A 13,591-nucleotide genomic window follows, 5' to 3' on the forward strand; every position below is an offset into this window, starting at 1 on the left:
ATTTCCGGCCGCCAGTCTACTCGGCGCGCCCGCACCGCCTCCGCCCGTGCCGCCCGCCCGTCAGGAGCCGCCGAAGAGGCTGGCGCCGTGCTTCAGGAGTGCGTTGTACGCGCCCTCGTAGGTGGTCGGCAGGTCCTCGCCGGGCTCGCCGTACCGGGCCAGCAGCAGGCCCATCAGGCCGACGGCGGGCGGGCTCAGCGGCTTGTCGCGGTTCACGTGCGCCGGATGCGCCGGTGCCGCCTCGGGGTTCGGCGGCAGGTACTGCGGCACCGTGGTCGGCCAGTCGCCGATCTGCCGCGGCTCGTCGAGGGTCAGCACCCCGAAGAGGTCCGGGGCGGAGGCGTCGCGAGCGGTCAGCGGCTCGAGGCCGTGCAGGGCGCTGAGGGTCCGGATCACGGCGCCGTGGTGCAGCTCGTCGTGCACGATCGTGCCGGCCCTCGTGTACGCCGAGACCGCAATCGCCGGCACGCGGCAGCCGAGCCGGTCGAAGGCGAAGCCCATCTCGCCCTCGCGGCCGTCGCCCGGCGGAGTCGCCGACGGCGGGGGGACGTGGTCGTAGAGGCCGCCGTGCTCGTCGAAGGTCGCCAGCAGGAGCGTGTTCACCGCGTTCGAGCCGGTCGTGCTCGCGCTCTCCCGGATCGCCGAGTACACCTGGTGCAGCAGCAGCTCGCCGGCGCGGACGTCGGACAGCGCGCTGTCGTAGACGGGCGTGCCGTCGACCTCGTCCTCGTGCAGGACCCCGGTCGGCGGGTGCATGTCGTTGTGGTCGAAGACGAGCCGCGGCTCGAGGAAGGCGTAGTCGGGCAGCTCGCCGTTCTCCACGTCGGCGTAGAAGCGGTCCATCGTCGAGAAGTGGGTCTTCCAGTACTTCTCGAGCACCGGCGCGTGCAGGAAGCCGGTGTAGGAGACCACCTGCAGCGCGTCGAAGTAGACGCGCCAGGTCCTCCCCGCCTCCTCGAGGCGGTTGAACACCGTCGGCGCGTCGGCCAGGTCGTCCGCGAGCCACTTCTCGTAGCCGCCGCCCTGCTTGTTGGTGACGAAGCCGTGCGAGGTCGACGCGTGCAGGAAGGACCTGTTGCAGAAGGTCTGGGAGGGGACGGCGCAGAACCACTGGTCGAAGACGGCGAACTCGCGGGCGAGGGTGGAGAAGACGGGCAGCATCTCCGGCGAGAAGCCGCCCATGATCGTCCGCGCCTCCTCCGCCGTGGGCTCCTGCCCCTTCTTCATCACCCTCAGGTGCTGGACGTAGTCCTCGAGGAAGCCGCTCATCGTCGGGGCGGAGGCGTCGGCAGGCGCGTTGAAGGGCGTGGTCATGGCGCCGACGGTGCGGCCGGCGTTCTCGGGCGGATCCACCGTGCCGAAGAGCTGGGTGTTGACGTGCGGGTACTCCTCGCCCGGGTCCGGGTCGGGCTGGCGCATCACGGAGTCGGTGGCGCCCTCGTAGACGTGCGTGCCGACGGTCAGTCCCCCGGCGCTGGTGTTGGTCCGCTCCTCGGGGAGGAGGCCCTCGAAGCTCTCGCCCGCGGGCAGGTCGTCCGGTTCGTAGAGGCGGCCGAGGACGTTGTCGAAGGAGCGGTTCTCGAACATGATCACGACGACGTGGTCGAATCCCGGCTCCGTGCGGGCGGGCAGTCGCGGCTCCTCCTCGCGGCGGGGGCCGGAGGCGACGGCCGCGCCGATCGCGCCGCCGGCGAGGGCTCCGGCTCCGACTCCGGCGGCGGCGGTGCCGGCCAGGAAGCGGCGGCGCGAGCGGGAGCGGGGAGCTCCGTCGTCGTGCTCCGAGGGAGTCCGCTCGCTGGTCATCTCCGCCGCCTCTCCTGCGCCGCCTGCGCCTGCTCGGAGTGTAGCGACGCGCCCGGGACGGCGGCTCGAACGCGGGCGAGCAGTCCGGCCTCCGGCTCGGGGTCGACGTGCGCGCGGCGGGCCGCGTCGCGGAGGCGCCGCCCGACCGGCGCGGGCGGCGCGAACGCCGGCGCCGTGCGGGGCCAGCGCGCGAGGGGGCGGTCGGGACCGCTGAGGAGTGCGGCCAGCTCTCGGACCTGCGGATCGACGAGCGCTCGGCGCACGCCCGCCCGGGCGCGGACGAGCTGCGCGGGAGTCTCCGGACCGAGCGGCACGCCGATCCGTGCACCCGAGGGGACGGCCGAGGCGAGCACGAGCGCCGGCACCGTGCCGGGCCGCCCTGCGCTCCCCCGCGCGGTGACGAGGAGCAGCATCCGCCGCCCCGCCCGCTCCCCGTCGCGGACGGCGTCGAACACGACGTGCAGCAGCTGCTCCGCGAGGCGCGCATCAGCGGATCGATCGGTGCCGGCGGCTGCGGCGTCGGCGAAGTCGGCCGGATCGACGAGGGACCGCGGCTCGACCAGGACGAGCGGAGGCAGGGAGCCGGCAGCGGCCTCGGCGGCCAGCGCGTCGACGGGAAGGAGGCGCCCGCCGCGGGAGCCGGCGGCGCCAGGATCGCGGTGGGGCCACTCCGGATCGGCGAGGAGCGTGGTCGAGACGCCCTGCCGCTCGTCGACCGCGAGAGCCCAGCCGGTGCCGGTCTCCCGGGCCGCGTGCAGGGCCGCCGGCAGCGGATCGCGGCCGTCGGCGCGCCAGTGGTCGGCCCGCGCGAAGGCCGTGGCGAGGAGCGCGTGCACCGGCAGCATCTCGGGGGCGAAGCGCGCGCCCGGAGGATCGTCCGGGCCGGGCGCGGTCATCACGGCGTCCGTATCACCGGTGAACACCGGGCCGTCCCGATCGTCGAGCGCGCCGAGGACCTGGTCGCGGCTGCGGCCGGCGAAGGAGAGCACGACCAGGTGGTCGATCCGGCCCAGCGCCTCGGCGGTCCGGCGCTCGGCGGCGGTGGGCCGAGCCGCGGCGTCGAGCGCGAGCGACGCTGCGTCGGCGAGGGACCGGCGCAGGAACGCACGCCGCTCCCCGCCGCCCGCGTCAGGCATCGGGCCCGGTCGGCTCCTCCGTGCTCGGGGCGGCCGCGTCCGGGACGGCGTCGGTCTCCGGCACGGCGTCGTCCTCCGGCGAGGCGTCGGAGCGCGATGCGCCGGCGACGTCCCCGTCCGGGCCGGCAGCGGCCTCCTCCGGAGCGTCGGCGGACGCCTCCTCCGGCAGCGCGATCGCGTCCGGTCCCTCCGTCACCAGGAGGTGGAACTCGGCCGCGGTGATGATCCGGAGCCCCAGGGCCTCGGCCTTGCCGAGCTTGCTGCCGGCGCCGGGACCGGCGGCGACGTAGTCGGTCTTCTTGGAGACGCTCGAGCCGGCCTTGCCGCCGGCCGCGAGGATGGCCTCCTGCGCCCCCTCGCGGGAGTACCCCTCCAGGCTGCCGGTCGCCACGACCGTGAGACCCGCGAGCACCCCGCCGGCGGCGTCCGCGGCACCGGGACCGGGGTGGCCGGGCGTGGCGAAGCGCACTCCGGCCGCGGCCCAGCGGTCGACGATCTCGACGTGCCAGTCGACCTCGAACCAGGCGATCAGGGCGTCGGCGATGATCCCGCCCACCCCGTCGACCGCGGCGAGCTCGTCGCGGCTCGCCCCGCGGATCGCGTCGAGCGAGCCGAAGTAGCCCGCCAGCGCGCGCGCGGCGACCGGGCCGACGTGCCGGATGCTGAGCGAGACCAGCAGACGCCACAGCTCCTTGGTCTTCGCCCGCTCGATGTTCTCGATCAGCCGGAGGGCGTTGGTGGAGGGCACGGAGGCCGCGTCCCCCGCGAAGGCTCCCGCCTCCGGGTCGAAGGCGCCGTCCTTGGCGAGCTGCCGCTTGCGCTTGAAGGGCGTGACGACCTTCGGATCGCCCTTCGCGTCGAGCTTCTGCAGACCCGTCTCGGAGTCGCGGACGACGACCTCGATCGGGAAGAGATCGGCCACCGTGAGCTCGAACAGGCCGGCCTCGGTCCGCAGCGGCGGCTCGGCGGGCACCAGGGGCTGGGTCAGGGCGGCGGCGCTGACCTCGCCGAGCGCCTCGATGTCGAGCGCGCCGCGGCTGCCGATGTGCTCGACGCGTCCGCGGACCTGCGCGGGGCAGGACTCCGCGTTGGGGCAGCGCAGGTCGACGTCGCCCTCCTTGGCCGGAGCGAGCGTGGTGCCGCACTCGGGGCACTGCGTCGGCATCACGAACTCGCGCTCGGAGCCGTCGCGGAGCTCCACCACCGGGCCGAGCACCTCGGGGATGACGTCCCCGGCCTTCCGCAGCACGACCGTGTCGCCGATGAGCACGCCCTTGGCCTTGACCACGTCGGCGTTGTGCAGCGTGGCCTGGCGCACCTCGGACCCCGCGACCTTCACCTTGGTCATCTGGGCGAACGGCGTCGCGCGGCCGGTGCGCCCGACGCTCACGACGATGTCGAGGAGCTTCGTGTGGACCTCCTCGGGCGGGTACTTGTAGGCGATCGCCCAGCGCGGCGCCCGGCTGGTGGCGCCGAGCTCGTCGTGCAGCTCGAGCTCGTCCACCTTCACGACCACGCCGTCGATCTCGTGCTCGACCGAGTGCCGCTCGCGGCCGTAGCGCTCGACGAAGGCGAGCACCTCCTCCACCGAGGCCGAGACGCGGTTGTGGCCGCTGACCGGCAGTCCCCAGGAGGAGAGGAGCCCGTAGACCTCGGACTGGGTCGCGACAGGCGGGTCCGGCCAGGCGCCGATGCCGTGCACGTAGAGCGCGAGGGAGCCGACGCGCGCCTCGCCGGCGCGCAGGTCGAGACCCGACTTCTTGTCGAGCTGCTGGCGGAGGCCGCCGCTCGCCGCGTTCCGCGGGTTGGCGAAGGTCGGGAAGCGCCGCAGTGCGCTCGTGCGCGCCTTCTCCTCCTCGAAGACGCCTCGGGTGGCGGGCGGGCGGGACGACCAGCGGGTCCGCGCCTCCTCGACCGCCTCGTCGCGCAGCGTCTCCTGGAGGGCGTTCAGCTCGGCGAAGGCGGCCACGGGGATGAAGACCTCGCCGCGGACCTCGACGAGTGCCGGGTGGCCCTCGCCGGAGAGGCGCTCGGGGATGCCCGCGACGCGGAGGGCGTTGACGGTGACGTCCTCGCCGGTGCGGCCGTCACCGCGGGTCGCCGCCGTGACGAGGCGGCCGTCCTCGTAGTGGAGTGATATCGCGAGCCCGTCGATCTTGAGCTCCGTGAGCCAGGCGACGGGGCGGTCGGCCGAGGCCACCGTCTTCTCGCACCACTCGCGCAGCTCCTCGGCCGAGAACACGTTGTCGAGGGAGAGCATCCGCTCGGCGTGGTCGATCGGGGCGAGGCCCGCTCCGACGATCCCGCCGACGGTCCGCGTCGGCGAGTCCTCGGCGGCGAGCTCGGGGTGCTCGGCCTCGAGCGCGGCCAGCTCGCGCACCAGGGCGTCGTACTCGGCGTCGGACAGCGGCGAGGAGTCGGCCGCGTAGTAGTCGTCGCTCGCCGACCGGATCCGCGCCCGCAGCTCCTCGACGCGGGCGGCGGGCTCGACGGCGCTCACCGGAGCACCGCGGCGTCGGCCGCGACCGTGCGGTCGATCGTGCACTGGCCCAGCACGCGGGTGCCGAGGTAGACGACGGCCGTCTGGCCGGGGGCGACGCCGTCGAGCGGCGAGTCCGGAGTGATCACGAGCTCCACCCTGCCATCGACGTGCGACACCATCGCGGAGGCGGGGACCGGGTCGGCGTGCGCGCGGATCTGGACGTCGCAGCGGAAGGGCGCGTCCGCGTCCTCGGGAGCGGCGCCCGCCCAGGTGAACCGCTCGCCGGCGATCTCGCCGATGCGCAGCGCTTCGCGCGGACCGACGACGACCTCGTTGCTCACCGGCCGCACCTCCAGGACGAAGCGCGGCCGGCCGTCGGGCGCGGGGACGCCGAGATGCAGGCCCCGGCGCTGGCCCACCGTGTACCCGTGAGCGCCCTCGTGGGAGCCGACCACCGCGCCGTCCCGATCGACGACCGCTCCGGTCTCGGGGGCGACGCGCTCGGCGAGCCAGCCGCGGGTGTCGCCGTCGGGGATGAAGCAGATGTCGTAGCTGTCGGGCTTGCTCGCGACGCTGAGGCCCCGCTCGGCCGCCTCCGCGCGCACGATCGCCTTGGACGGCGTGGAGCCGAGCGGGAACATCGAGTGCCGCAGCTGCTGCTCCGTCAGCACGCCGAGGACGTAGGACTGGTCCTTCGCCTCGTCGCTCGCGCGGTGGAGCTCCGGGGAGCCGTCGGCGGCGGTGCGGAGGGAGGCGTAGTGGCCGGTGCAGACCGCGTCGAAGCCGAGGTCGAGAGCCTTCTCGAGCAGGGCGGCGAACTTGATCCGCTCGTTGCAGCGCATGCAGGGGTTCGGGGTGCGGCCCGCCGAGTACTCGGCGACGAAGTCGTCGACGACGTCCAGCTTGAACCGCTCGGAGAAGTCCCACACGTAGTACGGGATGCCGAGGACGTTCGCGGCGCGCTGCGCGTCCATCGAGTCCTCGATCGTGCAGCACCCCCGGCTGCCGGTGCGCAGCGTGCCGGGCATCCTGCTCAGGGCGAGGTGCACGCCCACCACGTCGTGCCCAGCCTCCACCGCGCGGGCCGCGGCCACCGCCGAGTCCACTCCACCGCTCATCGCCGCCAGAACCTTCACCGTGCGAGTCTACGTTTCCCGCGGGCGCGGCCGGCAGGGGTTCAGGCGGGCAGCACCGCGCGGTTCGAGAGTCCGGCTCGGGCGGCGCGGGCGTAGGCGCCGGGCAGCGCGGCCAGGAGGGCGTCGACGTCCGCGTCGGTCGAGGTGTGGCCGAGCGTCATCCGGAGCACCCCGCGGGCCTCGTCCTCGCTCCGGCCGAGCGCGAGGACCACGTGCGAGGGCTCCGGGATCCCCGCCGTGCAGGCGGACCCGGTCGAGACGGAGACGCCCGAGGTGTCGAGGAGGAAGAGGAGGGAGTCGCCCTGCGCACCGGGGAAGGCGAGGTGCGCGTTGTTGGCGACCCGGCGTCCGGAGTCGAGGGCGGGCCCGGTCAGGGTCGCCCCCGGCACGGCGGCGAGGACGCCCGCGACGAGCCGGTCGCGCAGGGCGGCCAGGCGCTGCGCCTCCGCAGACAGCTCGGCGTCCGCCTCGACCGCGGCGGCGGCGAAGGCCGCGGCACCGGGCACGTCCTGAGTTCCGGAGCGGACGCCCCGCTGCTGTCCGCCTCCGTGCAGCACCGGGACCACGCGGGCGTCGCGGGCGAGCACGAGCGCACCGGTCGCGATCGGCCCGCCGACCTTGTGACCCGAGACGCTGACGGCGGCCAGTCCCGCGCCGCGCCCGGAGCCGGAGGCGCGGCGGATCTCGGCGATCCGCAGCGGCACGTGTCCGAGGGCGGCGACCGCGTCGACGTGGAGGGGGACGCCGGCGCGGGCGCACGCGGCCGCCAGCTCGGCGATCGGGTTGATCGTCCCGATCTCGTTGTTGACCCAGAGCACCGTGACCAGGGCGACCGATCCGGGGTCCTCCTCCAGCGCAGCGGCGAGCGCCTCCGGCCGCAGGGTGCCCTCGTCGTCGAGAGGCAGCCACTCGAGGACGGCGCCCTCGTGCTCGGCGAGCCAGGTGGCCGAGTCGAGCGTCGCGTGGTGCTCCCCCTCGGCGACCAGGACCCGGACGCGAGCCGGGTCCTCGCTCCGGCGCTGCCAGTAGAGGCCCTTGATCCCGAGGTTGACCGCCTCGGTGCCGCCGGCGGTGAGGATCACCTCGATCGGCTCGCAGCCGAGCACCCCGGCGAGCGCCGACCGGGCGTCCTCCAGCCGGCGGCGCGCCTCCTGGCCGGAGCCGTGGACGGAGGAGGGATTGCCGCCGTGGGCGGACGCCTCCGCGAACGCGGCGAGCGCCGAGGCGCGCAGCGGGGTGGTCGCGGCGTGGTCGAGGTAGATCACAGCAGCCCTTCGTCCCGCGTCGGGGGCACGGAGGGAGCCGGTGCCCGTCACTACTGTAAGTCGCATGACCTCTCACGATCCCCTGGCCCGGCTCGGCGTGACCGTGGACGATCAGGGCGGTGAGCTGCGGGTCTGGTCCGAGAGCGCGAGCGCCGTCGATCTGCTGCTGTACGACGAGAAGGATCCGACCTGGGTGACCCGCACGGTCCCGCTGGCGCGCGACGACGCCGCGGTCTGGTCCGCGCGCTCCGATCTGCTGGCCCCCGGCCGCCGCTACGCCCTGCGCGTCGACGGGTCGACGGGCCCCCGGCACCGCTTCGACCCCCGCCGGGCCCTGCTGGAGCCGTACTCCCGCGGCCTGCACCGGGTGGCGGAGAACGAGTGGCGCTCGGTCGTCGTGGACGACGCGTTCGACTGGGGCTCCTCCTCCCGGCCCGGCACCCCGATGGACCGCACCGTGATCTACGAGGCGCATGTGAAGGGGCTGACCCGGCTGAACCCGGCGCTGCCCGTGGAGCTGCGCGGCACCTACGCCGGCCTGGCGCACGAGTCGACGGTCTCGGCGCTGCTCGATCTGGGCGTGACGGCGGTCGAGCTGCTGCCCGTGCACGCGTTCGTGTCGGAGCAGCGCCTGCTGCGGCAGGGGCTGACCAACTACTGGGGCTACAACACGCTGAACTTCTTCGCCCCGCACGCCGCGTACGCCTCCTCCACCGCGCAGCGCGGCGGACCGTCCGCGGTGCTCCGGGAGTTCAAGGGGATGGTGAAGCTCCTGCACGAGGCCGGCCTCGAGGTGATCCTGGACGTGGTCTACAACCACACCGCCGAGGAGGGGCCGGGCGGGCCGATGTCGAGCCTGCGCGGGATCGACGACGCCGGCTGGTACCGCCAGACGCCCGAGGGCCACTACGTGGACGTCACGGGCTGCGGGAACACGATCGACTTCGGCCGGCCGGCGGCGCAGCGCCTCGCGCTGGACTCGATGCGCTACTGGTCGGGCGAGGTCGGGATCGACGGCTTCCGGCTCGACTTGGCCGCGACCCTCGGCCGGGACGAGATCGCGCACTTCCGGAGCGACCATCCGCTGCTGCGGGCCGCGGTCGAGGATCCGGCGCTGGCCGGCGTGAAGATGATCGCCGAGCCCTGGGACGTGGGAATGGGCGGCTGGCAGACGGGGAACTTCCCGGCCGGGTGGTCGGAGTGGAACGACCGCTACCGCGACCGCGCCCGCAACTTCTGGCTCTCGGACATCGACTACGCCCGCCGCGCCGGCACGGCCCCCGTCGGCATCGGCGGCTTCGCGACCCGGCTCTCGGGCTCCTCCAACACCTTCTCGGCGGAGCGGGGCCCCCTCGCTTCGGTCAACTTCGTCACCGCGCACGACGGCTTCACGCTGGCGGACCTCGTCTCGTACAACGTCAAGCACAACATCGGCAACGGCGAGTCGAACCGCGACGGAGCCGACACCAACCGCTCCTTCAACCACGGCTTCGAGGGCCCCACCACCGACGAGCGGATCACGCTGGCGCGGCGCAAGGCGATGCGGAACCTCCTCGGCACCCTGCTGCTGTCGGCCGGCGTGCCGATGATCACGGCGGGCGACGAGACCGGGCGCAGCCAGCGCGGCAACAACAACGCCTACTGCCAGGACTCGGACCTGACCTGGGTGCGCTGGGAGGGCCTGGCCGACTGGCAGCTCGCGCTTCGCGCGCACACGCGCACCCTGCTGCGCCTGCGGCGCGAGCACCCGGCGCTGCGTCCCTCCCGCTACGGCAGCGGCGACGCGAGCGAGCCGGGCGCCACGACCATGACGTGGTTCGACGCCCACGGGCGCGGGATGAGCGAGCACGACTGGACCTCCGCCGCCAACCGGACGCTGCAGTACCTCGCGGCCTCGACGCCGGTCGAGGGCGAGCCGGACCGTGTCCTGCTGGTGGTGCACGGCGTCGAGCAGGACACCACGGTCGTGCTCGCCGACGGCGAGGGGGTCACCGGCTACACGCGCCTGTGGAACAGCGAGGAGCCGGAGCCGCTGGAGCACGGCGAATCGTTCGAGCCGGGGCAGGTCATCCGCGTGGCCGGAACCTCGATGCAGCTCTTCGCCGCGCACGGGCCGGCGGCCGAGCAGGACGCCTGATGGCGAGGAGCGGGCCGGGGACCCCGGCGACCGTCGCGCTGACGGCGGCGGGCGTCCCCTTCACTCCCCGCCAGTACCGGCACGACCCGGCCACGACGCGCTACGGGCTCGAGGCGGCCGAGGCGCTCGGCGTCGAGCCGGAGCGCGTGTTCAAGACCCTGATGGTCGACGTGGACGGCGAGCTCGTGGTGGGCGTCGTGCCCGTCACCGGCTCCCTCGGGCTGAAGGAGCTCGCGGCCGCGGTCGGAGGCAGGCGGGCGGCGATGGCCGACCCCGTGCTGGCCCAGCGCCGGACCGGCTACGTGCTCGGCGGCATCTCGCCGCTCGGGCAGAGGACGCGGCATCGCACCGTGATCGACGAGACCGTCGAGCTCCACGACACGGTGCTCGTGTCGGGCGGGCGCCGGGGCTTCGACATCGAGCTCACCCCCGCCGACCTCGTCGCCGCGACGGCCGCCCTCCTCGCCGACATCGCGCGCTGACCCCCGATCCCTCGCCGTCCTCCTCCGGGCGCCGTTTCGCTCGATGCGCCGTCCTCCTCCCGCGAGATCCCACTCCGGTCCGCGAGACGCCGAGGAAGGCGCACCGGAGCGGCATCTCGCGGAGAGGGACCGGGCGGGGTCAGCCGGCGGCGGCGGCCAGTCCCAGCTCGGCGGAGCGGGCCAGGAGGGGATGCCGCGGCACGACGCGGACGGTGTAGCCGAAGGAGCCGCTGCGGTCGAGGGTGACCACTCCGGCGTAGGGCACGCGCCCGACCGCGTCGGCCGGCACCACGGCACCCGACTCCTCGACCACCTCGAGCTCGTGGTGGCGGACCTCGGTGAGCGAGCCGTCAGCGGACGTCGTCCCGTAGACGACCTCGACCGAGACGTCCGCCGGCGAGAGCTCGCCCAGGCGCACGCCCGCCCGCACGGCGAGCCGGTCCCCGCGCTGGGGCACCGCGTCGATCCCGCCGGACTCGACGGACGCGACCGCGACCCCGGGCCAGCCGGCGCGGACCCGCCGCTTCCAGGTCGCCAGCTCCTTGGCCGGCTCGAAGTGGTCGGCGGCGACGGCGCGCCCGGCCTCGGCGGCCGGCGAGTAGAGCGCCTCGACGTACTGGCGCACCATCCGCTCGGCGGAGAGCTCGGGCGAGAGGGTCGCGAGGGTGTGCCGGATCGACCGCACCCACCGCCGGGGCACGCCGTCGTGATCGCGCTCGTAGTAGCGCGGCACGACCTCGGTCTCGAGCAGCTCGTAGAGCGCCTCGGCCTCGAGCGTGTCGCGGGCCTCCGGGTCGAGCGCGCGGTCGGAGGAGGGGATCGCCCAGCCGTTCTCGCCGTCGAAGTACTCGTTCCACCAGCCGTCGAGGATCGAGAGGTTGAGCGAGCCGTTGAGCGCCGCCTTCATCCCCGAGGTGCCGCACGCCTCGAGCGGGCGCAGCGGGTTGTTGAGCCAGACGTCGGTGCCCGGGTAGAGCAGCTGCGCCATCGCGATGTCGTAGTCCGGCAGGAAGACGATCCTGCGGCGCACGTCCGGCTCCTGCGCGAAGCGGACGAGCCGCTGGATCAGGCGCTTCCCCTCCTCGTCGGCCGGGTGGGACTTGCCCGCGATGACGATCTGGATCGGGTGCTGCGGGTGGGTGAGCAGCGCGCGCAGACGCTCGGGGTCGTGGAGCATCAGGGTCAGCCGCTTGTAGGTCGGCACCCGCCGCGCGAAGCCGATGGTGAGCACGTCCGGGTCCAGCAGCTCGTCGAGCCAGGCCGGCGGGAGGCCGCCCGGGTTCTGCTCGCGCCAGGAGCGGGCGGCCCGGCGGCGGGCGTCCCGCACCAGCTGCTCCCGCATCGCCCGGCGCGCGGCCCACAGCTCGGTGTCGCCGAGCGCACCCGAGGCCCAGTCGGCCCGCGTCGTGTCGTCGGTGCCGAGCCGCTCCTCCGCGAGCCGCCGGAGGATCGGATCGGTCCAGGTGGCCGCGTGGACGCCGTTCGTCACCGAGCCGATCGGCACCTCCGCCGTCTCGAAGCCGGGCCAGAGGCTCGAGAACATCGATCGGCTGACCTCGCCGTGCAGCGTCGAGACGCCGTTGGAGCGCTGCGCGAGCCGCAGGCCCATGTACGCCATGTTGAACGCCGTCCCGGAGTCCCCCGGCTCGGCGCCCAGCGCGAGCACGTCCTCGACCTGCACGCCCGGGAGCAGCTCCGTGGAGAAGTACTCCTCGATCATCCCGCGGTCGAAGCGGTCGATGCCCGCCGGCACCGGAGTGTGCGTGGTGAAGACCGTGCTCGCCCGCACCACCTGGAGAGCCTGGTCGAAGTCCAGGCCCGCGCCGATCAGGCCGGAGATGCGCTCGAGCCCCTGGAAGCCGGCGTGCCCCTCGTTGGTGTGGAACACCTCCGGGAGGACGCCGCCCGAGACCTCGGCCCAGAGTTCGAGCGCGCGGACCCCGCCGATACCCAGCAGCAGCTCCTGCAGCAGGCGGTGCTCGCCCCCGCCGCCGTAGAGGCGGTCGGTGACGGAGCGGAGCGAGTCCTCGTTCTCGGGGATGTCGGTGTCGAGCAGGAGGAGGGTCACCCGGCCGACCTCCGCGCGCCAGACCCGGGCGTAGAGCGCGCGTCCCTCGGGGAGCGCCAGCACGATGCGGGCGGGCGAGCCGTCGGCGAGACGGACGACGCGCAGCGGCAGCCCGTCGGGATCGAGCGAGGGGTAGGACTCGAGCTGCCAGCCGTCGGCGGAGAGCTTCTGCGAGAAGTAGCCCGACCGGTAGAAGAGGCCCACGCCGGTGAGCGGCACGCCCAGGTCCGAGGAGGCCTTCAGGTGGTCGCCCGCGAGGATGCCGAGTCCGCCGGAGTACTGGGGCAGCGCCGCCGCGATGCCGAACTCCGGCGAGAAGTAGGCGATCGAGCGCGGGGCGGACTCCGGCAGCGACTGGTACCACCGCGGCTCGGTGCGGTACCGCTCCAGCTCGTCGCGGAGGCGCCACGCCTCGTCGACGAAGCCCTGATCCCCCGCCAGCTCGGCGAGGCGCTCGGGGCTCACTGCTCCGAGCAGAGCGGTGGGGTCCGCTCCCCCGCGCCGCCACAGCTCAGGATCGACCCGCTCGAACAAGCGCCGGGCGGGCTCGTGCCAGGCCCAGCGCAGATTGCCCGCCAGATCGCCCAGAGCCGAGAGCTCGGGCGGGAGGACGGAGCGGACGATGAAGCGGCGGATCGCCTTCACGGCACCCCTCGACTCTCTGCGGACCCCGGAGCGCCCGGTCGCGGAGCACCGGGGCGGTCGCGCTCGGTCACCCTAGCGGACCCCTCGGCCGCCGCGGATCGGCCGGACGCGGACCCGCCCCGACGCTCCGGCACGCGCTCCCCGGATCCGTTTGCACAGGCCCGAGCGCGGGCGCAACCGTCGTGTGCGAGCCGCCGCCGGTCGCTACTGTCGTGACGTGGCTCAGATACCTTTCGGCAAGGCTCAGAACGGCAAGGACGCACGGCGAGCGGGTCGCGGACGCGCACCCCAGGAGGCGTCGGCGCCTCCCGAGACGGCCGCTCCGGCGCCCGCCGCCGCCCCCGAGGCGACTCCTGCTCCCCCCGCGGCCGACAGTGCTCCGGCCGCCCCGGTGACCGCGGACGCACCCGACGCGTCGCCGGCGCCCGCGACGACCG

At 74.4% G+C, this 13,591-nt stretch carries 8 protein-coding genes; 2 read left to right on the top strand and 6 right to left on the bottom strand.

Annotation, left to right across the window (positions count from 1 at the left end):
* Positions 1-60: 60 nt before the first annotated feature.
* From C5B98_RS09740 to C5B98_RS09760, 5 genes are read right to left on the bottom strand one after another with little or no spacing between them, the layout of a single operon-like run.
* Positions 61-1,803 carry an alkaline phosphatase family protein gene (locus tag C5B98_RS09740; RefSeq protein WP_104327705.1) on the bottom strand — a complete coding sequence of 581 codons (1,743 nt, stop codon included), beginning with the start codon at positions 1,801-1,803 and terminating at the stop codon, positions 61-63.
* On the bottom strand, positions 1,800-2,939 hold the full coding sequence (locus C5B98_RS09745) for a hypothetical protein (RefSeq protein ID WP_104327706.1): 1,140 nt from the start codon (positions 2,937-2,939) through the stop codon (positions 1,800-1,802). The genes C5B98_RS09740 and C5B98_RS09745 overlap by 4 nt, the downstream gene beginning before the upstream one ends.
* Positions 2,932-5,439, bottom strand: a complete 2,508-nt coding sequence (gene ligA / locus C5B98_RS09750) for an NAD-dependent DNA ligase LigA (RefSeq protein WP_104327707.1) — start codon at positions 5,437-5,439, stop codon at positions 2,932-2,934. The genes C5B98_RS09745 and ligA overlap by 8 nt, the downstream gene beginning before the upstream one ends.
* Positions 5,436-6,557, bottom strand: a complete 1,122-nt coding sequence (gene mnmA / locus C5B98_RS09755; protein WP_181065512.1) for a tRNA 2-thiouridine(34) synthase MnmA — start codon at positions 6,555-6,557, stop codon at positions 5,436-5,438. The genes ligA and mnmA overlap by 4 nt, the downstream gene beginning before the upstream one ends.
* 41 nt (positions 6,558-6,598) lie before the next feature.
* A complete protein-coding gene (locus C5B98_RS09760; protein WP_308471264.1) occupies positions 6,599-7,822 on the bottom strand; it encodes a cysteine desulfurase family protein in 1,224 nt (407 codons plus the stop codon).
* Between the two features lie 64 nt (positions 7,823-7,886).
* On the opposite strand from C5B98_RS09760, the gene glgX reads away from it, so the two are divergent.
* Entirely contained in the window at positions 7,887-9,959 is a 2,073-nt protein-coding gene (glgX, locus tag C5B98_RS09765; RefSeq protein WP_104327709.1) for a glycogen debranching protein GlgX, read from the top strand.
* Entirely contained in the window at positions 9,959-10,441 is a 483-nt protein-coding gene (gene ybaK, locus C5B98_RS09770; RefSeq protein WP_104247616.1) for a Cys-tRNA(Pro) deacylase, read from the top strand. Before glgX ends, ybaK begins: the two co-directional genes overlap by 1 nt.
* Positions 10,442-10,580: 139 nt before the next feature.
* On the opposite strand, the gene glgP is transcribed toward ybaK, so the two are convergent.
* Positions 10,581-13,154, bottom strand: coding sequence for an alpha-glucan family phosphorylase (gene glgP / locus C5B98_RS09775; protein WP_104226856.1), 2,574 nt, complete (start codon positions 13,152-13,154; stop codon positions 10,581-10,583).
* Positions 13,155-13,591 lie beyond the last annotated feature (437 nt).

This window comes from Rathayibacter sp. AY1A5 (assembly GCF_002930875.1).
In the GTDB taxonomy this organism is placed as follows: Bacteria; Actinomycetota; Actinomycetes; order Actinomycetales; family Microbacteriaceae; genus Rathayibacter.

Bases quoted from the DNA above. Each gene is read 5' to 3' on its own strand.
- C5B98_RS09745 (WP_104327706.1), bottom strand. From the start codon at position 2,939: ATGCCTGACGCGGGCGGCGGGGAGCGGCGTGCGTTCCTGCGCCGGTCC.
- ybaK (WP_104247616.1), top strand. From the start codon at position 9,959: ATGGCGAGGAGCGGGCCGGGGACCCCGGCGACCGTCGCGCTGACGGCG.
- C5B98_RS09740 (WP_104327705.1), bottom strand. From the start codon at position 1,803: ATGACCAGCGAGCGGACTCCCTCGGAGCACGACGACGGAGCTCCCCGC.
- glgX (WP_104327709.1), top strand. From the start codon at position 7,887: ATGACCTCTCACGATCCCCTGGCCCGGCTCGGCGTGACCGTGGACGAT.